The sequence below is a fragment of the Azospirillum sp. OGB3 genome (assembly GCF_014192915.1).
In the GTDB taxonomy this organism is placed as follows: domain Bacteria; phylum Pseudomonadota; class Alphaproteobacteria; order Azospirillales; family Azospirillaceae; genus Azospirillum.
Genome location: NZ_JACHYN010000008.1, coordinates 73,903 through 91,947, shown reverse-complemented (window position 1 = coordinate 91,947; position 18,045 = coordinate 73,903). Strand labels below are relative to the sequence as shown.

Annotated in this window: 21 protein-coding genes; 9 read left to right on the top strand and 12 right to left on the bottom strand. The window is 70.8% G+C overall.

From position 1 onward, the window contains the following. Positions 1–13: 13 nt before the first annotated feature. The gene (locus FHW79_RS17270) at positions 14–628 is read right to left on the bottom strand and encodes a hypothetical protein (protein WP_183180101.1); all 615 of its coding nucleotides are present in this window, start codon (positions 626–628) and stop codon (positions 14–16) included. 49 nt (positions 629–677) lie between these two features. Here FHW79_RS17270 and FHW79_RS17265 point away from each other — a divergent pair, with 49 nt between their 5' ends. From FHW79_RS17265 to FHW79_RS17240, 6 genes are all read left to right on the top strand, one after another. Then, positions 678–1,187 (top strand): DUF3280 domain-containing protein, encoded by a 510-nt coding sequence (locus FHW79_RS17265; RefSeq protein ID WP_183180099.1) that lies wholly within the window; start codon positions 678–680, stop codon positions 1,185–1,187. Positions 1,188–1,250: 63 nt separating this feature from the next. Beyond that, on the top strand, positions 1,251–1,685 hold the full coding sequence (locus FHW79_RS17260) for a dihydroneopterin aldolase (protein WP_183180097.1): 435 nt from the start codon (positions 1,251–1,253) through the stop codon (positions 1,683–1,685). Further along, positions 1,682–2,368, top strand: a complete 687-nt coding sequence (locus tag FHW79_RS17255; RefSeq protein ID WP_183180096.1) for an aspartate/glutamate/uridylate kinase — start codon at positions 1,682–1,684, stop codon at positions 2,366–2,368. Before FHW79_RS17260 ends, FHW79_RS17255 begins: the two co-directional genes overlap by 4 nt. After that, on the top strand, positions 2,361–3,728 hold the full coding sequence (locus FHW79_RS17250) for a DUF6513 domain-containing protein (protein ID WP_183180095.1): 1,368 nt from the start codon (positions 2,361–2,363) through the stop codon (positions 3,726–3,728). Before FHW79_RS17255 ends, FHW79_RS17250 begins: the two co-directional genes overlap by 8 nt. Continuing rightward, the gene (locus FHW79_RS17245; protein WP_183180093.1) at positions 3,725–4,303 is read left to right on the top strand and encodes a DUF447 domain-containing protein; all 579 of its coding nucleotides are present in this window, start codon (positions 3,725–3,727) and stop codon (positions 4,301–4,303) included. The genes FHW79_RS17250 and FHW79_RS17245 overlap by 4 nt, the downstream gene beginning before the upstream one ends. Further along, on the top strand, positions 4,300–5,004 hold the full coding sequence (locus FHW79_RS17240; RefSeq protein WP_183180091.1) for a (5-formylfuran-3-yl)methyl phosphate synthase: 705 nt from the start codon (positions 4,300–4,302) through the stop codon (positions 5,002–5,004). Before FHW79_RS17245 ends, FHW79_RS17240 begins: the two co-directional genes overlap by 4 nt. Positions 5,005–5,016: 12 nt before the next feature. Here the strand turns inward: FHW79_RS17240 and FHW79_RS17235 are convergent, their stop codons facing one another. The 11 genes from FHW79_RS17235 to FHW79_RS17185 all read right to left on the bottom strand — a co-directional run bounded on the left by FHW79_RS17235 (position 5,017) and on the right by FHW79_RS17185 (position 14,807). Further along, positions 5,017–5,421, bottom strand: a complete 405-nt coding sequence (locus tag FHW79_RS17235) for a hypothetical protein (protein WP_183180090.1) — start codon at positions 5,419–5,421, stop codon at positions 5,017–5,019. A gap of 52 nt (positions 5,422–5,473) precedes the next feature. Beyond that, the gene (locus tag FHW79_RS17230) at positions 5,474–5,656 is read right to left on the bottom strand and encodes a hypothetical protein (protein ID WP_183180089.1); all 183 of its coding nucleotides are present in this window, start codon (positions 5,654–5,656) and stop codon (positions 5,474–5,476) included. A 94-nt stretch (positions 5,657–5,750) separates the two neighbouring features. After that, entirely contained in the window at positions 5,751–6,566 is an 816-nt protein-coding gene (locus FHW79_RS17225; RefSeq protein WP_183180088.1) for an ABC transporter permease, read from the bottom strand. Beyond that, positions 6,563–7,357: an ABC transporter ATP-binding protein gene (locus FHW79_RS17220; RefSeq protein ID WP_183180086.1), complete on the bottom strand. Its 795-nt coding sequence runs from the start codon at positions 7,355–7,357 to the stop codon at positions 6,563–6,565. Before FHW79_RS17220 ends, FHW79_RS17225 begins: the two co-directional genes overlap by 4 nt. Positions 7,358–7,539: 182 nt before the next feature. Continuing rightward, positions 7,540–8,520 carry a PQQ-dependent catabolism-associated beta-propeller protein gene (locus FHW79_RS17215; protein WP_247884477.1) on the bottom strand — a complete coding sequence of 327 codons (981 nt, stop codon included), beginning with the start codon at positions 8,518–8,520 and terminating at the stop codon, positions 7,540–7,542. Positions 8,521–8,559: 39 nt separating this feature from the next. Then, positions 8,560–9,675, bottom strand: a complete 1,116-nt coding sequence (locus FHW79_RS17210; protein WP_247884454.1) for an ABC transporter substrate-binding protein — start codon at positions 9,673–9,675, stop codon at positions 8,560–8,562. Between the two features lie 85 nt (positions 9,676–9,760). Further along, positions 9,761–10,585 (bottom strand): formylmethanofuran dehydrogenase subunit C, encoded by an 825-nt coding sequence (locus FHW79_RS17205; RefSeq protein ID WP_183180084.1) that lies wholly within the window; start codon positions 10,583–10,585, stop codon positions 9,761–9,763. After that, positions 10,582–11,481 carry a formylmethanofuran--tetrahydromethanopterin N-formyltransferase gene (gene fhcD, locus FHW79_RS17200; RefSeq protein ID WP_183180083.1) on the bottom strand — a complete coding sequence of 300 codons (900 nt, stop codon included), beginning with the start codon at positions 11,479–11,481 and terminating at the stop codon, positions 10,582–10,584. The genes FHW79_RS17205 and fhcD overlap by 4 nt, the downstream gene beginning before the upstream one ends. Beyond that, on the bottom strand, positions 11,481–13,130 hold the full coding sequence (locus FHW79_RS17195; protein ID WP_183180082.1) for a formylmethanofuran dehydrogenase subunit A: 1,650 nt from the start codon (positions 13,128–13,130) through the stop codon (positions 11,481–11,483). Before FHW79_RS17195 ends, fhcD begins: the two co-directional genes overlap by 1 nt. Then, positions 13,124–14,425, bottom strand: coding sequence for a formylmethanofuran dehydrogenase (locus FHW79_RS17190; protein ID WP_183180080.1), 1,302 nt, complete (start codon positions 14,423–14,425; stop codon positions 13,124–13,126). Before FHW79_RS17190 ends, FHW79_RS17195 begins: the two co-directional genes overlap by 7 nt. Before the next feature lie 4 nt (positions 14,426–14,429). After that, positions 14,430–14,807, bottom strand: coding sequence for a 4a-hydroxytetrahydrobiopterin dehydratase (locus FHW79_RS17185; protein ID WP_183180079.1), 378 nt, complete (start codon positions 14,805–14,807; stop codon positions 14,430–14,432). A gap of 133 nt (positions 14,808–14,940) precedes the next feature. Here FHW79_RS17185 and FHW79_RS17180 point away from each other — a divergent pair, with 133 nt between their 5' ends. The 3 genes from FHW79_RS17180 to FHW79_RS17170 are packed head-to-tail and all read left to right on the top strand — an operon-like array spanning position 14,941 to position 17,984. Beyond that, entirely contained in the window at positions 14,941–15,936 is a 996-nt protein-coding gene (locus tag FHW79_RS17180) for a beta-ribofuranosylaminobenzene 5'-phosphate synthase family protein (RefSeq protein WP_183180078.1), read from the top strand. A 34-nt stretch (positions 15,937–15,970) separates the two neighbouring features. Next, positions 15,971–16,867 (top strand): NAD(P)-dependent methylenetetrahydromethanopterin dehydrogenase, encoded by an 897-nt coding sequence (locus tag FHW79_RS17175; RefSeq protein ID WP_183180076.1) that lies wholly within the window; start codon positions 15,971–15,973, stop codon positions 16,865–16,867. After that, the gene (locus FHW79_RS17170; RefSeq protein WP_211108341.1) at positions 16,833–17,984 is read left to right on the top strand and encodes an ATP-grasp domain-containing protein; all 1,152 of its coding nucleotides are present in this window, start codon (positions 16,833–16,835) and stop codon (positions 17,982–17,984) included. The genes FHW79_RS17175 and FHW79_RS17170 overlap by 35 nt, the downstream gene beginning before the upstream one ends. Positions 17,985–18,045 lie beyond the last annotated feature (61 nt).

The window sequence follows — 18,045 nt, the reverse complement described above, 5'->3', positions numbered from 1 at the left end:
GGTCCAAGCTGGCTCAATCCAGGCGGGCGGCGATGTCCCGGGCGATGCGGCCGGCCTTCTGTTCGAACTGGACAGGCTGCTCGCACAGCGCCGCCTGGTTGCGCCGCCGCTCGTCGAGGATGCGCCGCCGCCACGCGATCTCCTCGCGCAGAGCCACCGCCTCGGGGGCGTCGGCGGGAAGCGCCTGGAGACGGGTCAGCGCCGCGTCGATGCTGTCGAGCAGGACGCGCTGCTGGTGGGCGTAGCGCTTGATGGCCGAAATGGCCTGACCGCGCTCGCGGTTGAGCGCGTCAAAGGCCCCGGCGAACAGGGCGGTGAGGGCGGCGTTGCGGTCCGCCGCCGCCCCGTTGGCCTCCAACTGGTCGGCGAAGCGGTCGATCGCCGCCCGCTCCTGTTCCGGATCGAGCCGGCGGTCGAGAAGCTGCTTCAGGACCGGTTCGGTGCCGGGAATGTCGCGCCAGTCGCCTTCCTTCCCCTCGATGGGGTCGCCGGGCCAGATCTGGCCGGACGACAGGGTCGGCACGAGGATCTGGATGCAAGGCCAGTCCGGATCGCTCCCGGCCGCCCCCGCCGGGACGGGCGCCAGGATAAGCAACGCGGCGGCGAGGACAGCGGAGCGGTGACGCATGATGAGAGCCTGCCGGATATCGGGCGTCCTTGCCCATCCACGCATTCGGATGAGGCCGACGGAATTCGCCGCGACGGCGCTCCTGTTCCTTCTGCTGAGCTGTGCGGCTCCGGCGGCGGCGCAGGCGCCGGCCAAGGCTCTGGTCTTCGATCTGGAACTGGTGGACACCAGCCGGGAAGCCCCCGACCCGGACCATGCCGCACGTCTGGAGCGGGTGACGGCGCTGCTGCGCGACGGGCTGAAGAATGGCGGTTACGAGGTGACCGGCGTTCGCGACAGCGCCGTTGCCGCGGAGGTGCCGGCGTCGCTCCATCGCTGCAACGGCTGCGAACGCGACCTCGGGCGCCGGGCCGGCGCGGACATCGTGGTGACGGGTTTCATCCATAAGATCAGCACGCTGATCCTCAACATGCAGATTATAATGCGCCGCACCGGAGACGGCGAGATCATCGCCGTCGCGAACGCGGACATCCGCGGCGACAACGAGCGGTCCTGGCGGCGCGGCGTCGAATGGCTGCTGCGTCACCGCCTGCTGGCCGCACCGCCGTCCGACCGGTGACGAACCCTGATGACATCCGAGGCGGGGGAGCCAACCTTCGTCCTACACGGGGAGGAGGATCGCTTGGCCGACGACGCTTTGCTCTCCTATGTGCCGTACCGCCCGGCGGCGAGCCGTGTGCGGTATTACGACATCACGCTGCGCGACTATGTGGACCAGTTCCGGATCGGCGTCTGGGATGAGGAGAAGGAGCGCACCCAGCGCGTCCGGATCAACGTCTCGCTGACTCTCCCCTGGCCCGACCGGCCGATGACCGACAGCCTGGACGAGGTGCTGTCCTATGACTTCCTGATCGACGGCATCCGCGCCCTGCGCGACGGCGCCCATGTGAATCTCGTCGAGACGCTCGGCGACCGCATTCTCGCCTTGTGCTTCTCCAACCCGGATGTGACCCGCGCGCGGGTGCAGGTGGAGAAGCTGGACGTCGTCCCGGAATCCGGCGGCGTCGGAATCATCATCGAGCGGTCCCGCCCCGAGGGAGCACGAACGGCATCATGAGCAGCGCGCCGTTGTGGGTCGTGAAGCTGGGCGGCAGCCTGTGGCGCGCCCCGGAGTTGCGGCGCTGGCTGGAAATCCTGGCCGCGGCGCGCCGCCTGCGCGTCGTGCTCGTTCCCGGCGGTGGCCCCTTCGCCGACGCCGTCCGCGACGCCCAGCCGGCGCTCGGCTTCGGCGACCGCGCCGCGCACCGCATGGCCCTGCTCGCCATGGAGCAGTACGGAACCGCCCTGGCCGACCTGGAGCCGCGGCTGTCCCCGGCCCGCAGCCTCGCCGATCTGCGCGGCCGGCCGAGCCCGACCGTCTGGATGCCCCTTCCCCTGGCGGACGACGCCGACGTGGCGGAAAGCTGGGACGTCACCTCCGACAGTCTGGCGGTCTGGCTGGCCGGCGCGCTCGGTGCCACCTGCGCGGTTCTCGTCAAGTCCGCCCCGTTGCCGGACGCGACCGCCCCGGTGACCCGGCTCGTCGCCGACGGCGTGGTCGATCCGGCCTTGCCGGACCGCATGGCGCGCTTCGGCGGGGCGGTTTGGTGCGTGTCGCGAGAGGATCACCGCCGTTTCGCCCGGGCGCTGGACCGCGGCAACCCCTGCGGGACCCGGCTGATGTTGGATGCCGAAGCGCAGGACGCCGATCACCGGAATGCCGATGGCCGGAATACCGATGGCCGGAACGCTTATGGCTGACCCCCCCGAACACATCCTGTTCCTGACCGGCGCGCTGGCCGAGGCCCGCCTGCGCCATGTGCTGGCCTCCCTGGAACCGCTGGAATTCCAGGCGACCGTCGTCAATCTCGGCATCAAAGTCGCGGCGCTGGCGACGACGGAGATCGTGCTGCGCCGCCTCGCCTCGACCGAGGGGGCCGACCGCGTCCTGCTGCCCGGCCGGTTCCGCGGCGACCTCGACCGGCTGTCCGCCCATTTCGGCGTGCCCTTCGAGCGCGGCCCCGACGAGTTGGAGGACTTGCCGCAGCATTTCCGGCGTCAGGCAGCCCCGCTCGACCTCACCCGTTACCACACCAAAATCTTCGCCGAGATCGTCGAGGCGCCACTGCTCGGCGTGCCGGCCATCCTGGAGCGCGCCGCCCGCTTCGCGGCGGACGGCGCCGACGTGATCGACCTCGGCGGGCTGCCCGACCATCCCTTCCCCCATCTGGAGGAAGCGGTGACGGCGCTGCGCGCGGCCGGCCATACGGTCAGCGTCGATTCCCTCGATCCCAGGGAGTTGCTGCGCGGGGCGTCGGCCGGAGCCTCCTACCTGCTCAGCCTGACCGAGGAGACCGCCTGGGTCGCCCGCGAGACCGACGCGGTGCCCATCGTCATCCCCACCACGCCGGGCGATCTGCCGTCGCTCGACCGGGCGCTGGACACCATCCGCGGCGCGGGACGGCGCTGCATCGCCGACCCGATCCTGGAGCCGATCCACCACGGCTTCACCGACTCCCTGCTCCGCTACCGCGAGGTCCGGGCACGCCATCCCGACTTGGAGATCCTGATGGGCGTCGGCAACGTCACCGAGCTGACCGACGCCGACACGCCGGGGATGACCGCGCTTCTGATGGGAATCGTCTCCGAGCTGCGCATCGACCACATCCTGACGGTTCAGGTCAGCCCCCATTGCCGCTGGACCATCCGCGAGTTCGACGCGGCGCGGCGCCAGTTCTTCGCCGCCGCGGAGGCCGGCGCCCTGCCCCGCAACTTCGGCGGCGCTTTGCTCTGCCTGCGCGACCGCAAGCCCTTCACCAGCACGCCGGAACAGGTCGCCGACCTCGCCGCCCGCATCCGCGACCCGAACTACCGGATCGAGGTGACGGAACAGGGGCTCCATCTCTACAACCGCGATGGGCATCATGTGGCCGGCGATCCCTTCGCCCTGCTCCCGCACATCGATCCCCGCATCGATGCCGGGCACGCCTTCTACCTTGGGGCGGAACTGGCGCGCGCGCAGATCGCCTGGCAGCTCGGCAAGCGCTACAGCCAGGACAACGAACTGCGCTGGGGCGTGGCGGTGGGCGCGCCGGACGGTGCCGGAGGGCGCGAGACGTGACCTTCATCCGCGAAACCATCATCACGAGCTGCGACGCGGCGGGCAACGTCCACGTGGCCCCCATGGGGGCCACGGTGACCGAGAGCGGCTATGTCCTGGCCCCCTTCCGTCCGTCGCGCACGCTCGACAACCTGCTCGCCACCCGCTGCGCGGTCGTGAACTTCACCGACGACGTTCGGGTGTTCGCCGGTTGCGTCACCGGGCGGCGACGCGACTGGCCGACCGTCCCGGCGGAGCGCATCCGCGGCGCGGTGCTCGCCGGGGCGCTGGCGCACGAGGAGGTGGAGGTGGCCGCGGTGGAGGATGACGGCGTGCGCCCCCGCCTGGATTGCCGCCCGGTGCATCGCGTCACCCACCGCCCCTTCCGCGGCTTCAACCGGGCGCAAGCCGCGGTGGTGGAGGGGGCGATCCTGGTCAGCCGCCTTCATCTCCTGCCGCCCGAGAAGATCGACCGCGAGATCGATTATCTGTCCATCGCCATCGGCAAGACCGCCGGCCCCGTGGAGCTTGAAGCGTGGGGCTGGCTGCTCGACCGCATCGCCGAGCACCGGGCGGGCGAGGACCGCGAACCATGACCCGGTTGCTCGCCAGTGTCGCGTCTTTGGAAGAGCTTGCGCTCGCCGCGAAGGGCGGCGCGGATATCCTCGACGTGAAGGACCCCCGGGCCGGCGCGCTCGGGGCATGGCCGCTGGACGGCATCGTCCACGCCGTGGAGACGGCCCGCCATTCGCTCATCCACGCGCCGCTGAGCGCCACGGTGGGCGACCTGCCGATGGAACCGGCGGCCGTGACGAGGCGCGTCGCCGAGACTTGGGCCTGCGGCGTCGACTACGTGAAGATCGGGCTGTTCCCGTCCGGCGATCCGGCGGGCTGCGTGGCGGCACTGGCGACCGAGGCCCGGCGTGACGCCCGCATCGTCGCCGTTCTGTTTGCCGATCTTTGGAGCGACCCCGGCACTCTGCTCCCCGATATCGCGAAAGCCGGTTTCGCCGGCGCCATGCTCGACACCGCCGGAAAAAGCTCCGGCGGGTTGCTGCGGCACAAGACGAAGGATGAACTGGCGCGCTTCCTGGCACAGGCGCGCGGTTACGGCCTGTTGACCGGGCTCGCCGGTTCACTGCGCCTGGACGACATCCCGGCGTTGCTGCCGCTCGCGCCGGATTATCTGGGCTTCCGCACCGCGCTGTGCGCCGGTGCTGAGCGGGGCGGCGCGTTGGACCCGGCCGCGCTGGCCGCGGTCCGCAACGCCGTCCCGAGACAGCCCCTCACCGGTTGAACGCGCGCCCCGCTACTGCCCGGAGCCCTGCTTCGGCGGTTCGGAGGTGACGTTGCCGCCCTGCGACACCGAGCCGCCGCCGATGGTGCCCTGCCGCTGTCCGGCCAGGGAGTTGTCCGGCAGAGCGCCGGTGCCGCTCGTGGAACCACCCGACGCACCGGACGCCGGCGTGTCAGGCGTGGAAGTGCCGGACGTGCCGCTTTGTCCACCGCCTTGAGTGACCCCGCCGCCGACGGTGCCCTGCCGCTGCCCGGCCAGGGAGTTGTCCGGCAGAGCGCCGGTCGATGGGCTGGAGCCTTGGCTTCCGGAGCCCTGAGACATCGCGCCGCCCGTGCTTTGGGCCGACGCCGGAACCGCCGCCGCGGCCGACGCAACGGCCAGCAGAGACGCAGCGGCCAGGATGTGCAGATGTTTCATGGACCTGTCCTTCGGCATGATGTTGGACGAATCTGGGGACGATCGGGCACCGCTAACCCACGTCCTTCGTGCTGCGGTTCTGGCGGGACGCCTTGCCCATTCGGCCGATGTCCTCCTTCGCCCGCTCGTCCCGGCCGGCGTCCTGCGGTTGGTCCTTCTTGAAGTCCTGCTCGCTGCCGAGAACGCTCTTCTCGCCGCGCGGCTGGTCCTGAGCCTTGTCGGAATGACCCGTCATGACGTTTCCTCCACCCGAGCCCGCCCGGCGGGATGACCGGACGGTCGTCTGTACCATCAACCGGAGGTCGTCGGGGGCGGTTCCGTCCGTTCTGTCACCCCTGTTCCGCCGGCCCGCCGCGGCGGGCCCAGAAGCCCCGCCCGGGATCGTAGGCGAGGATCGCCCCCCCGAGAAACAGCGCGAGACACGCGGTGACGGCCAGGAACGCCGCGCCGTTGAACTGCAGGTACAGCGCGAAGCGGATCAGCTCGACGGCCTGCGTGAAGGGGTTGACCCCGGCGATCCAGGCGAGCGTCGGGCTGCCCTCACGGATGCGCCACAGCGGGTAGAGCGCGGAAGAGGCGAAGAACATCGGGAAGATGACGAAATTCATCACGCCCGCGAAATTCTCCAACTGCCGGATGAAGGAGGACAGCAGGAGGCCGAGCGCGCCCAGCATCAGCCCACTCAGCACCAGGGCCGGCAGCACCGCGAGATAGCCGAGTTCCGGCGGCTGGACGCCCCAGAACCAGGCGATGGCGAGGAAGACATAGACCTGTGCGATGGACACCAGAACGCCGGCCAGCAGCTTGCAGACCAGCAGGTACCAGCGCGGCAGCGGGCTGACCAGCAGGGTCTTCATGCTGCCCATCTCGCGGTCGTAGACCATGGACAGCGAGCTCTGCATCCCGTTGAAGAGCTGGATCATGGCCACCAGCCCCGGCGTCACGTAATCCTCGTAGAGGATGTAGGTCTCGTAGGGCGGGATGATCGACAGGCCGAGCACGGCGCGGAATCCCACCGCGAAGATGCCCAGCCAGACCAGCGGCCGCACCAGGGCGGCGAAGAACCGCTCGCGCTGGTGCACGAAGCGCAGCCCCTCGCGGACGATGACCGCGCGCAGGCAACGCCAGTGGAGCGTCGCGTTCATTCCCTCCCTCCCGTCGCCGTCAGCCGGACGAAGGCGTCGCCCAGGGTCGCGGCGCCGGTGGCGGCGCACACCTCCTCGACCCGCCCGGCGGCCAGCACGCGCCCGCGGTGCAGCACCACCACGCCGTCGCCGTCGCGGGCCTCGTCGATCAGGTGGGTCGCCCACAGCACGGCCAGCCCACGCTCCCGGCAGAGGTCGTGCACATGGTCGAGGACCTGCCGGCGCAGCGCGATGTCGAGCCCGACGGTCGGCTCGTCCAGCAGCAGCAGGCTGGGGCGATGGAGCAGAGCACGGGCAATCTCCACCCGCCGCCGCTGGCCGCCGGACAGGGTGCGCACGCGCTCGTCGGCACGCTCGGCCAAGCCGATGCGGGCCAGTTCCTCGCGCGCCCGCGCTTCGATGTCGGCGGGCGCCAAGCCGTGAAGCCCGCCGTGGTAGCGCAGGTTTTGGATGACGGTCAGGTCCGGGTCGAGCGTCGGCTGCTGGAACACCACGCCGATGCGCGCCAGCGCCTGGGCCGGGTGCCGGCGCATGTCGGCGCCGAAGACGCGGATGCTCCCCCGGCGGGTGTTGTAGAGCCGCGTGATCAGGGAGAAGAGCGTCGTCTTGCCGGCGCCGTTGAGCCCCAGCAGCACGGTGAACCGCCCTGCGGGGACTCCGAACGACACGCCGTCCAGCGCCGCCCGCGCCCCGAAGCTGTGGCTCAGCCCTTCGACCGCCAGGACCGGGGTCGCCGCGGCGTCACCGGGAACGGCAGGCGGCTCGGGAGGCGCCGTTTCGAAGCAATCCATGTCGTCTCCATCGCCCATCACTGCCGCTGTTCAAACCCTCTTCCCTCCGGGGAGAGGGAGGGACCCGCCGAAGGCGGGAGGGTGAGGGTCGGGCGTGGATCAATGCACTGACCCTTGCCAGTACCCTCACCCGGCCGCTTCGCGGCCACCCTCTCCCGGGGCGGGAGAGGGGAGCGTCCCCATCACGGCTTGACGATCACGCCCCAGGGCGCGCCGCCGACCGAGATCGACTTCACGACCCGGCCGCGCTCCAAATCCATCACCGACATGTCGTTGCTGACGCCGTTGGTCGTGTAGAGGCGTTTCTCGTCCGGCGACAGCGCCAGATTCCAGACGCGCTGGCCGACGAGGTGGTAGCGCTTCACTTCGTAGGTTTTGGCGTCGATCTCGGCGACCCGATTGGCCGGGCCGAGGGCGACGAAGGCCCGCTGCCCGTCGCTGGTCAACTGGATGCCGACCGGCTGGATGGATTCGCGCGGCACGCCCTGGACCGCGAAGCTGATCTTGTGGACGAGCTTGCGCGAGGCCGCATCGATGACGCTGATCGTCCCGCCGACCTCCGACGACACCCAGACGAACCGCCCGTCCCCGGTGAACTGGGCGACGCGCGGGCGCGCATCGACCAGCACGTTGTCGATGATCTTGTGCGATTCCGTGTCGATGAAATGCGCCATGTTCGTGGTCTCGGACGTGTTCACCAGCATCTTGCCGTCCGGACTCACGCCCATGCCCTCCGGCTCCACCCCCACCTGGATCTCGCCGATGATCTTCTTGGCTCCGATGTCGACCACCGAGACCATGTTGTCGTCCTCGTTGGCGACGTAGAGCCGGTGCCCCTGCGGGTCCAGGACGAACAGCTCCGGATCGGGGCCGGAGGGCAGCCGGTCGACCACCTTCTGGGTCGCCACGTCGATGACGTCGATCCGGTTGTCGTCACCGACGCAGACGAAGATCTGCGTCATGTCCTCGTTGAAGGTGATGCCGCGCGGCCGGCGGCCGACCTTGATCGTGGCGACCACCTGCAGCTTGCCGCCGTCGACCACCGAGACGGTGTTGCTCTTCTCGTTCGACACGAAGATGGTGTCCGCCTGCGCGGGCTGGGCGACGGCGAAGCCCAGCAACGCTAACGCGCCGATCCGGGCGGCTCCTCCGGTTAACAACATCACGTTCCCTCCCATGGTTGCCCCCTGCCGGGGCTTTTCTCAGCGGTTGCGGCACCGGCTTTCCGGGCGATCGTCGCCGAGCGTGTCGAGTTCCGAGAACTGGTGCAGGTAGCCCGGCTGCGGCGACACCGAGACGAGCACCCGCGGCCCCGCCAGCAGCACCGGCTGCCGAAGCTGCCCGTCCCAGGCGCGGAAGGTCAGGCCCTGCCCCTTGAAGGCCGGCAGGGTGAAGTCGGGGCCGCGCACGAAGGCGGCGAGCGCCGCGGGGTCGGCGGACTTGGTGCGCGTCGCCGCCTCGCCCACGGCGCGGACGGCCATCCAGGCGGTGTAGTCGCGCGGGCGCATCCAGCGCCCGGCCTGCCGTTCGAAGCGGCTGTGGATCTGCGTCGCCCCCCACTGCTCATGCACGCGCGACCACGCGGTCGGGACGAGCCCATGGGTGCCGACGACCGGGCGGGGCAGCCACGTCTGGTAGAGCAGATATTCGCCGAACCCGTCCGCTTCGTCGGCGACGACCAGAACGTCGTGCTCGGTGCCCTGGGTGAAGGTGAGGATTTCCGACTGGACGGTGACATGGCCAGTGTCGACGCGGCGGTTCGCGTCCTCGAAGGTCCAGCGCTTTTCCTCGACGATCTTGGCGCGGTAGCGCTTGGCGGCGGCGCGGATCGCGTCGGCGTAGGCGGCGTCCTGCGGCGTCCGCCCGACCACCAGCAGCCAGTTCATCCATTTCCGCGACGCGAGATACTGGGCCAGCGCGTCGGCCTGCATCCGCCGGCTGAGCGTCACATGCAGCAGGTTGGCACGGCAGCGCTCGTTGCGCAGGTCGTCGTCCGGAGCGCGCGTGTTGAAGATCAGCATGTCGGCCGCCTCGGGCGCCGCCGCTGCGGCGAGCAGGGCGTCCTCCTTCAGGTCGGCGACGAGCAGCCGCACGCCCTGCCCGGCGAGGTCGCGCACGGCCTCCTCGACGCGCCCGTCCTCCGGCACGGTCACCTCGACCAGATCGAAGCGCTGGTTGAGGAAACGCCCGGTCGTGTTGTTGTCGGCGATGGCGAGGCGGGCGCCCTGGATGCCCTCATCCTCCGACACCGGTTCGAGGAAGGTCTGGGGAATCCGCGGCTCCTCCGCGCGGGTCAGGTAGCCGATCCGGACCAGCATGGGTTCATCGCCCCAGGCCGGGGTCCCGAGCAAGACAGCCACGGCCAGGGTCAGAAGGGCGGCCCGCCACGCGGGTGGGCGTCCGCTAGACCTCCGACACGATAAGCATCTCTCCAATCCCTCCCGTCGACCGGTCGCCGATAAGGCGCCGGGCACGGGTTCCGCCGGTTGGGAATCCACTGGGCCAAGCCCCGCCATCGATCAGCTCCTTCCGCATCAGGTCCAGAAACAGCCAGTCGTTCATGCCGCCGTCGACGAAGCCGGACGGAACGGACGCCGGCGCTTGGGGCAGCAGGATGGAGCCGCGCCGCATGGCCTGCCCTGCATCGGGACCGCAACCGGCGCCGACGACTATGGTCCCAGCGATCATCCGGGCGCCGCACAGGCTCCCCACGCGGCCGTGAACGGCGATCAGGCCGCGGCGCATCCGCTCGCCGACGCGGTCCCCGGCGTTGCCCGCGACGACGACGGAACCGCCGCTCATGCCACGCGTGCCGCCGGCCAGCGGCGCCCCCAGGAAATCGCCGGCATCGCCCGCGACGCGCAGGTTCCCGCCGGCCATCCCGGCCGCAGCGAAGGCGCCGCAGTTCCCCGAGACGGTCAGCGTGCCGCCGCGCATGGCACTGCCGGCGTAGGCGCCGCACTCCCCCTCAACCCGGAGTTCCCCGGCGGTCATGCCGGTCCCCACCCCGTCGAGCACCGCACTGCCGGGATGCAAGACCAGGGTGCCGGGAGGGCCACCGTCCTCCAGCTTGAACAGCGTATCCAGCCGATGGCGCCCCCGCCCACGGACCAGCATCAGCCCGGCCAGTGCTTCCCGCCCACCCTCAAACAGCCGTTCGGGCAGGACGCCGGTCATGTCGATCGGCGGACCGGAAGGATCCCGCGTGGTGAGGACAAGGCTGCTCATGCCATCACCTCGTGGAGATGGAACTGGTAACGGCCGAGTTTGCCGCCGTAATTGCCGGCGGTGACCGACACCACGCCACCTGCGGCGCCCAGCTCCGCCACCGCGGCGATGCCCGCGCGCATGGCGGCGGCGACCGCCGCTTCGCTCACCCCGTCGATCACCAGTTCGAGGATGGATTCCACCCCCTCCGGCACCAGCGAGACCGGCACCGCCGCCCGCAGGGTCGGGCAGAAGGCGGTGTTGGTGGAGGCGATCATGCCCTTGTACTTGCCGCCGATCTTGGAACCGGACCGGACCACTCCGCCGGGAAAGGGCAGGATGGCGCCCGGAACGTCACGGATCGCCAGGACCGCGGCCTGCGCCGCCGCCAGCCCGGCGCGGCGGTCGGCCGCCAGGATGATGACGTTGCCGCCGCCGACGCCGTCGACCGCAGCCGTGGCCGCCTCGCACAGGAACTCGCCGTCCATCACCGGGATGCGCCAATAGCGGCGGGACCCAACCCGCTTGGCAATCTGCCAGCCGTCACCGAAATAGCGCAACGCGTTGCCGAGCGGGATTGGCGCCCCCTCCCGCAGCCCCGCGTAGCAGGCCGTCCCAGGGCAGGTCATCACGCATTGCCCGACGCGGCGCGCCACCTGCTTCGCCAATTCCGCCTTCGACATGGCGAACAGCAGCACTGCGGCACCGGGCCGGGAGTCCGGCGTCTCCTCGGGTGGCAGCGGGCGCTCCATCGCCGCCTCGCAGCCGCAGGCGATCACCGAGGTGGCGAAACCCGTCATGCTGACCACCGCCGCCTGCACCCAGGCCGGCGTGTCGGCGGTGATCACCAGCCGCGTGCCGAGCATGGGGAAGGCCTCGGCAAAGGTGTCCTCGATGTGGACGCCGTTGAGCCGCATCAGAAGGCCCCCGGCTGACACGCGTGGCGGAGCAGGCCGTTGCCGCCGCGGATCTCCTCCTCCGCGATGCGGAAATGCGTCAGCCGCTGGCCCATGCGCTCGTCGAAGCGGCGCGCCATCCAGGACTCGATCGTCGGGTCGTAGGCGGGCTCCACCACATGCGTGCGCCCCTGGACCAGCGCCACCACCACGCCGTCGCGGACGATCAGGCGGCCGTCCTTGAAGACGAGGTCCGGTGTCTCGAACATGGCGCGGCGGTCCGGCCGGTCGGTGTAGACGGTGATGTCGGCGACCGCCCCCGGCCCGAGATGGCCGCGATCGGTCAGGCCCAGGATGCGCGCCGGGGCGGCGCGGGTCATGGTGGCGATCTCGCCCAGCGAATATTCGCGCGTCAGCGATCCCAGGATGGTGTGTTCCGGCAACGCCGGGTGCAGCTCCGCCATGTGGGCGAGGCGGTGGTCGCGGTCCATCAGCAGGCGGATCAGCTCGGGATAGCTGGTGAAGGGCGCGCCGTTGGGGTGGTCGGTGGTGAGGAATATTCGCCAGGGGTCCTCGATCAGCAGGAACAGCTCCAGCCCGATCGCCCATTGCAGCGCGTTGACGAAGGCCTTGTCGCGGTAGCGGAAGGGCACGACGCCGCAGCCGGCGTCGCATTCGATGTCCATCATCACCCATTTCTTCGGGTGGGCGAGCCCGGCGTTGTTCATCTGCGCCATGGTGTCGGCGGACGCGGTCACCGTCTGGCCGAACATGATCTGCCCGACATCCACCGAGATGTTGGGCCGGCGATTGACCGCCTCCGCCACCCGCGCGGCGGCGGAGGAGAATTTCCGGTCGCCCTCCGCGCCATAGGCGTGGAACTGCACATGGGTGAGGTGAAGGCGCAGGCCATCGACCGCCGCGATGCTGTCGAGCGTCGCCTCGACGTTGCCCGGCACGCCGAGGTTGAAGCCGTGCAGATGCAGGGGATGCGGGATGCCCAGCCGCTGCACCGCCCCCGCCAGAGCGGTCAGAATGCGGCGCGGCGTGATGGCGTGGAAGGGACCGGTCTCGTCCACGTCGAGGCGGCGCTGGTTGTACTTGAAGGCGTTGATGCCGCCGGGATTCACCGCCTTGACGGCGAGGCTGCGCGTGGCGTTCAGCATGAAGCCGACGTAATCGGCCACCGCCTCCTCCCCGGCGCCGGAGGCGAGAAGCTCCAGCAGCAGGTCGTCGTTGCCCAGCACCAGATAGCCGCCGGTGTCGATCAGCGGGATATCCGCCATCTCCAGATGGGCGTGGCGGGCGTTGCTCGGCAGCATCGCTGGCTCGAAGGCCGCCGTGTAGCCCATCTGGGCGTAGCGGCAGCCCGTGGCGTGGGTGGACGGGGTGGCGAGGCCGCCGCAACCGCAAGGCCCCTCCGCCGTCGGGCGATGCTCCTCCGCCATCAGCAGGCGCGCGATGTTGACCTTTCCGCCGGCGATGTGGCTGTGGATGTCGATGGCGCCGGCCATCACAACCCGCCCGGACAGGTCATGGACCTCGTCCGGGGCGGCGCCGGGTCCGGGATCGGCGACGATCCGCCCGTCCCGGACGAACAGGTCGCCCACCGCGCCGTCGCGCCCGTTGGCCGGGTCGTAAACGCGCCCCCCGGCGAGTTTCGTCAGCATGCGGGAGCCTCCTGCGGCAGAGTCCCGGCGATGGCCGCCAGCACGGCCGCGACGTCCGGCAGACCACGGTCGATGAGGCCCCGCGCGCGCAGGGCGACGACCGTGTCGCTGCGGAAGACGTGGGCCGCATGATCGATGCCCGGCGTCCCGACGGGAATGAACACCGCCGGCTCGTCGGCGAAAACCGTTCCCGGCGGGGCCAGGGCGATGACAGTCTGTCCCGCTGAAAAGGCAGGCACCTCCGGCTGGAAGGCGGACACCCAGACGACGGCGTCCGCCACCGCCCCATAGCGCGTCCAGGCAAAGCGGTGGGGATCGTGCAGCGGCGCCCCTCCGGCGAGGGATGTGCGCAAGGGCACTCCAAAGCGCCACGTGCAGACTTGGTTGACCCCGACCACGTTGTCGTGCCCGGCCAGCGGCAGGCCGGCGCAGCGGGTGTGCCGGTTCGCGTCGTGCACAAGGCGGACCAGCCGCTCCACCGTCAAGTCGGCGTGTGGCGCCTCGAAGGCGGCGGCGGCCCAGGCCACGACCGCGTAGCGCGCCTTGCGCACCCGCTCCGCCAGGGCGGCGATGTCCTCCGCGGCGATGCCGGCGGCTCCCGTAACACGGGACGGATCGGCTAAGGCCGCGGCCAGCGCTGCCGCCGCCTCCCCAATCTTCGCAGGGTCACCGGCCAGCACCGTGACGGGAAGACCCGAGAGCGTGACCCGCGTGGCGTCCAGCGGCTCGCCGCACAGAAACACCACCTCGCGCGACGGCGGCGTCTGGAAGGCCGGCGCGGGCGCCACCCAGCGCTCGAAGAGGCGTGGGTGCAGCGCCGCCGGGTCCGGTCCGGCCAGCAGCAGCAGATCGCAGCGGTTGCGCAGTTCGGCCAGGGTCGTCGCGATCCAGCCCGTCCGTTGGAGCACCGCCAGATTGCGGTACAGCCCGTCAGACAGCGCGTGATCGACCACCGCCCCCAGCCGTTCGGCAAGCGACAGGGCGGCCCGCGCGCCATCGACGTCGGTGCCGAGACCGGCCACCAGCGGTGCTTGCGCCGCCGCCAGCACCGCGGCGGCAGCCTCCAGGGCCTCCGCCAGCGGCACCGGGACGCCCGCGACGCGCGGCGGTTCCGCCGCCGGCGTGCGGGAAAACCGTTCGCGCGCCACCGGGCAATCGGTGGAGCACACCGCCAGCGTCGCAGGCGGTTCCTCCTCGACAATCAGGTCGTCGCAGCCAAGGCCGCAGAACGGGCACACGACGTCACGATGGACGACGGGTCGCGCGACGGGAGGGGTTGGCCGCTCGCTCGCCATGCCGTCAGTCGTACTTGATGTAGGCGAAGCGCGGATCGTCTTTGGGCGTTCCCTCCAGCGCGCCGCCGTCGCGGGTGGGCTGCCACTGGATGACCTCCTCGATCTTGCGAGCGAGGTCGAAATCCTTGTCGGTGATGCCCTTGGCCGAATGGGTCTTCAACCGCACCTCGACCCAAGCGTAGGAGGCGGTGAGGTCCGGGTGATGCCACGCCGCCTCGGCCAGATGGCCGACCGCGTTGATCACCATCAGGGTGCCCTTCCAACTGTTCGTCTTGTACTTCCGCCGGATCCAGCCGTCCTCGAACCGCCACCGCGGCAATATTTGCTGCAGTCGCTCAGCGATTTCCGTATCGGAATAGGTGGTTTCCTGAACCGCGGTCATGTCTTCCTCCCCGAAGTGACCGAACAGTCCTCACCCCGAAGAGGTATATACTATTGGATCGGGGTCTTTTTTTAACGCAAGATTATCATGACCAAAAGAACGACGCAACTTTCCTTAAACGAGTGAGGTCCTCATGCCACTCGGCGTCGATGAAGTCACGGAGTTGAGGATCACGGCGCCCGCGCGCCTGCATCTGGGTTTTCTCGACATGAACGGCGGCCTGGGCCGCCGTTTCGGCAGCCTGGGGCTGACGCTCGACGGGATGGCGACAACCCTGCGGGCGCGCCCGTCCGACCGCCTCTGCGCGAGCGGCCCGTCGGCGGAGCGCGCGCTGAAGGCCGCGCGGGCGGTCTGCGACCGCTTCCGCTGGCCGGCCCGCGCCGAATTGACGGTGGAGGAGGCCATTCCCGAGCATGTCGGGCTGGGGTCCGGCACCCAGCTTGGTCTGGCGGTCGGCACCGCGCTCGCGCATCTGCACGGGCGGCCCTCGACGGTGCGCCGCCTCGCCGCGGAGCTGGAGCGCGGCGCCCGCTCCGGCATCGGGATCGGCGCCTTCGAGAAGGGCGGCGTCATCCTGGATGGTGGCCGCGGGCCGGACGACGCGCCGCCGCCCATCGTCGCTCGCCTGCCCTTCCCGGAGGCGTGGCGCGTGCTGCTCATCCTGCACCGCGACGGCCAGGGGTTGCACGGCACCGCCGAGCTGCAGGCCTTCAAGGCGCTGCCGCCCTTTCCGGCGGAGCGGGCCGGACATCTCTGCCGCCTGATCGTCATGGCGGCCCTTCCGGCGCTGATCGAGGGCGACGCCGACCGTTTCGGGCGGGCGGTGGGTGAGTTGCAACGCACGGTGGGCGACCATTTCGCCCCGGTCCAGGGCGGGCGCTTCACCAGCCCCCTGGTCGCCGAGGCGCTGGCATGGTTGGAGGCCGAGGGCATTCCCGGCGTCGGACAGACGTCCTGGGGGCCCACCGGCTTCGCCATCGTCGGCGACGCCCGACGGGCCGAGGCCCTGCTGGCGGAGGCGCGGCGCCGCTGGGCGGGGTCCGCGCTGGACTTCCATCTGGCCCGCGGCCGCAACGACGGCGCGACTCTGGAATCCACCACCGACCGGGTGGTGCTGCGGGCCTCCTGACCCCTCCACCCCCGAGCCAAGCGGGAGGCGCGCGATGGCCGCACCCTACGTTCTGCACATGCTGACGCCGCTGAAGCACGTCAGCCCCTTCGACGTCAACATGGCGGCGGACGCCGGCATGGGCCCCCTGTTCCCCTACACCGGCGTCGCGCTGGAGGAAGTCACCGGCATCACCCAGGACGCCATGTTTTCCCGCGACCCGGCGAACGCGGCGCGCACCGGGCTGTTCATCGGCGGGCGCGACGCGGTCTTGGCGCTCGACATGATGGACGCCGCCCGGAAGGCCATGTTCGCGCCCTTCACCATCTCGGTCATGGTCGATCCGTCGGGCGCCTTCACCACAGCCGGCGCCATGGTCGCCGTCGTCGAGCGCGCCCTGCGCCGCAGCCACCCGGACGGGATCAAGGGGCTGACCCTCAAGGTGTTCGGCGCGACCGGCGTGGTCGGCGGAATTGCCGCCGTGATCGCGGCGCTGGCCGGCGCCCGCGTCACCCTGGTCAGCCACCGCGGCCTGTCGGGGGTGGAGCCCAAGGCCGCCGAGTTCCGGCGGCGCTTCGGGGTGGAGTTGGCTTGCGCCGACGCGCCCGACGACGCGGCGCGGGAGGCGCTGCTCGCCGATGCCGAGGTGGTGTTCGGCTGCGGGCGGGCCGGCGTGCAGATCCTGTCGGCGCGCAACCTCGCCGCGGCGGGCCGCCTGCTGGTTGCGGCGGACATCAACGCGGTTCCGCCGTCCGGGATCGAAAGAGTCGGCGCCAAGGACAACGGCACGCCGCTTCCCGGCGGGCGCGGCGTCGGCGTCGGCGCGCTGGCGGTCGGCGCCGTCAAGTTCCGCGTGCAGCACGCCTTGCTGACTCGCCTCGCCACGGCGAAGACGGCGGTGTATCTGGATTTCTGCGATGCCTACGACGCCGCCCGCCAGATCGCCGGCTGACACGGTGGCGGAGGGGCCGGACATCGTCGTCGCGGCCCTGTCGGCGCGGGCACTGGCCGCCGCCGCCCGCCGCGCCGGCCGGCGGCCGGCGGCCATCGATCTGTTCGCCGATCTGGACACTAGACAGCTCGCCGAGTCCTGTCTGCGCCTGCCCTCCGACGCCTTGCGCCTGGAATCCGGCCACCTTCGGGATTCCCTGGCGCGGATCGATCTGCGCGGCCTGCCACTGGTCTACGGCGCCGGCTTCGAGGATGATCCGGCGCTTCTGGCGGCCCTCGCGGAAGACCGCCCGCTGCTCGGCAACCGGGCCGAGGTGGTGGCGCGCGTCAAGGACCCGTTCCGCTTCGCCGCCGCCCTGAACCGGCTCGGCATTTCCCATCCTACGGTCGCGCCGGCCTTGGACGGATCGCCCGGCGTCCATCTGCGGAAGCGGATCGGCGGCAGCGGTGGCGCGCACATCACCGCCGCGACGGACGCCCAGGCCAAGCCGGGCTGGTACGTCCAGCGCCGTGTCGCCGGCCATGCCGTGTCGGTCCTCTTCCTCGCGGACGGCGACCGCGCCGTCGTCGTCGGGCTGAGCCGGCAGTGGACCGCGCCGACCGCAGCAAGCCCCTACCGCTACGGCGGGGCGGCCGGACCGTGGCGCTGTCCGGAACGGTGGACCCCGACCTTGCCCGCCATGATCAATCGCCTTGCGGCGGCGTTCGAGCTGGTCGGACTGAACAGCGCCGATTTCCTGGTGACCGGATCGGCCGTCCATCTGTTGGAGATCAACCCGCGACCGGGCGCGACGCTGGACGTCTTCGACCGCCCGCCGCTGCCGCCCTTGCTTGGCCTTCACCTGGACGCCTGCGCCGGGCGCCTTCCCGATCGCCTGCCGGCCTTGTCGGGATGCCACGCAGCGGCGGTGCTCTACGCCGACGCGCCCATCCGGATCGAGACCGGACGGCGTTGGCCGGCCTGGACCGCCGACCGGCCGTCGGCGCCGACCGTCATCGGGTGCGGCGAGCCGGTCTGCACGGTGTTCGGGGAGGGGCCCAGCGCCACCGCGGCACGGCATCATGCCGAGCGGCGGCAACGCGAACTGGCGGCCCTCGCCGCGATGGAGATGCAGTGATGACCATGGAAAGCCCGTCCGACGTGAATCGGCAGCACGCGCATTTGATCTCCCCTCTCCC

Coding starts and splice junctions, on each gene's coding strand:
- FHW79_RS17210 (WP_247884454.1), bottom strand. CDS start 9,675: ATGCTGGTCCGGATCGGCTACCTGACCCGCGCGGAGGAGCCGCGGATT.
- FHW79_RS17225 (WP_183180088.1), bottom strand. CDS start 6,566: ATGAACGCGACGCTCCACTGGCGTTGCCTGCGCGCGGTCATCGTCCGC.
- FHW79_RS17250 (WP_183180095.1), top strand. CDS start 2,361: ATGGCTGACCCCCCCGAACACATCCTGTTCCTGACCGGCGCGCTGGCC.
- FHW79_RS17215 (WP_247884477.1), bottom strand. CDS start 8,520: ATGTTGTTAACCGGAGGAGCCGCCCGGATCGGCGCGTTAGCGTTGCTG.
- FHW79_RS17180 (WP_183180078.1), top strand. CDS start 14,941: ATGCCACTCGGCGTCGATGAAGTCACGGAGTTGAGGATCACGGCGCCC.
- FHW79_RS17205 (WP_183180084.1), bottom strand. CDS start 10,585: ATGAGCAGCCTTGTCCTCACCACGCGGGATCCTTCCGGTCCGCCGATC.
- FHW79_RS17185 (WP_183180079.1), bottom strand. CDS start 14,807: ATGACCGCGGTTCAGGAAACCACCTATTCCGATACGGAAATCGCTGAG.
- FHW79_RS17195 (WP_183180082.1), bottom strand. CDS start 13,130: ATGCTGACGAAACTCGCCGGGGGGCGCGTTTACGACCCGGCCAACGGG.
- FHW79_RS17230 (WP_183180089.1), bottom strand. CDS start 5,656: ATGACGGGTCATTCCGACAAGGCTCAGGACCAGCCGCGCGGCGAGAAG.
- FHW79_RS17240 (WP_183180091.1), top strand. CDS start 4,300: ATGACCCGGTTGCTCGCCAGTGTCGCGTCTTTGGAAGAGCTTGCGCTC.
- FHW79_RS17220 (WP_183180086.1), bottom strand. CDS start 7,357: ATGGATTGCTTCGAAACGGCGCCTCCCGAGCCGCCTGCCGTTCCCGGT.
- FHW79_RS17265 (WP_183180099.1), top strand. CDS start 678: ATGAGGCCGACGGAATTCGCCGCGACGGCGCTCCTGTTCCTTCTGCTG.
- FHW79_RS17235 (WP_183180090.1), bottom strand. CDS start 5,421: ATGAAACATCTGCACATCCTGGCCGCTGCGTCTCTGCTGGCCGTTGCG.
- fhcD (WP_183180083.1), bottom strand. CDS start 11,481: ATGCGGCTCAACGGCGTCCACATCGAGGACACCTTTGCCGAGGCCTTC.
- FHW79_RS17270 (WP_183180101.1), bottom strand. CDS start 628: ATGCGTCACCGCTCCGCTGTCCTCGCCGCCGCGTTGCTTATCCTGGCG.
- FHW79_RS17190 (WP_183180080.1), bottom strand. CDS start 14,425: ATGGCGAGCGAGCGGCCAACCCCTCCCGTCGCGCGACCCGTCGTCCAT.
- FHW79_RS17255 (WP_183180096.1), top strand. CDS start 1,682: ATGAGCAGCGCGCCGTTGTGGGTCGTGAAGCTGGGCGGCAGCCTGTGG.
- FHW79_RS17175 (WP_183180076.1), top strand. CDS start 15,971: ATGGCCGCACCCTACGTTCTGCACATGCTGACGCCGCTGAAGCACGTC.
- FHW79_RS17170 (WP_211108341.1), top strand. CDS start 16,833: ATGCCTACGACGCCGCCCGCCAGATCGCCGGCTGACACGGTGGCGGAG.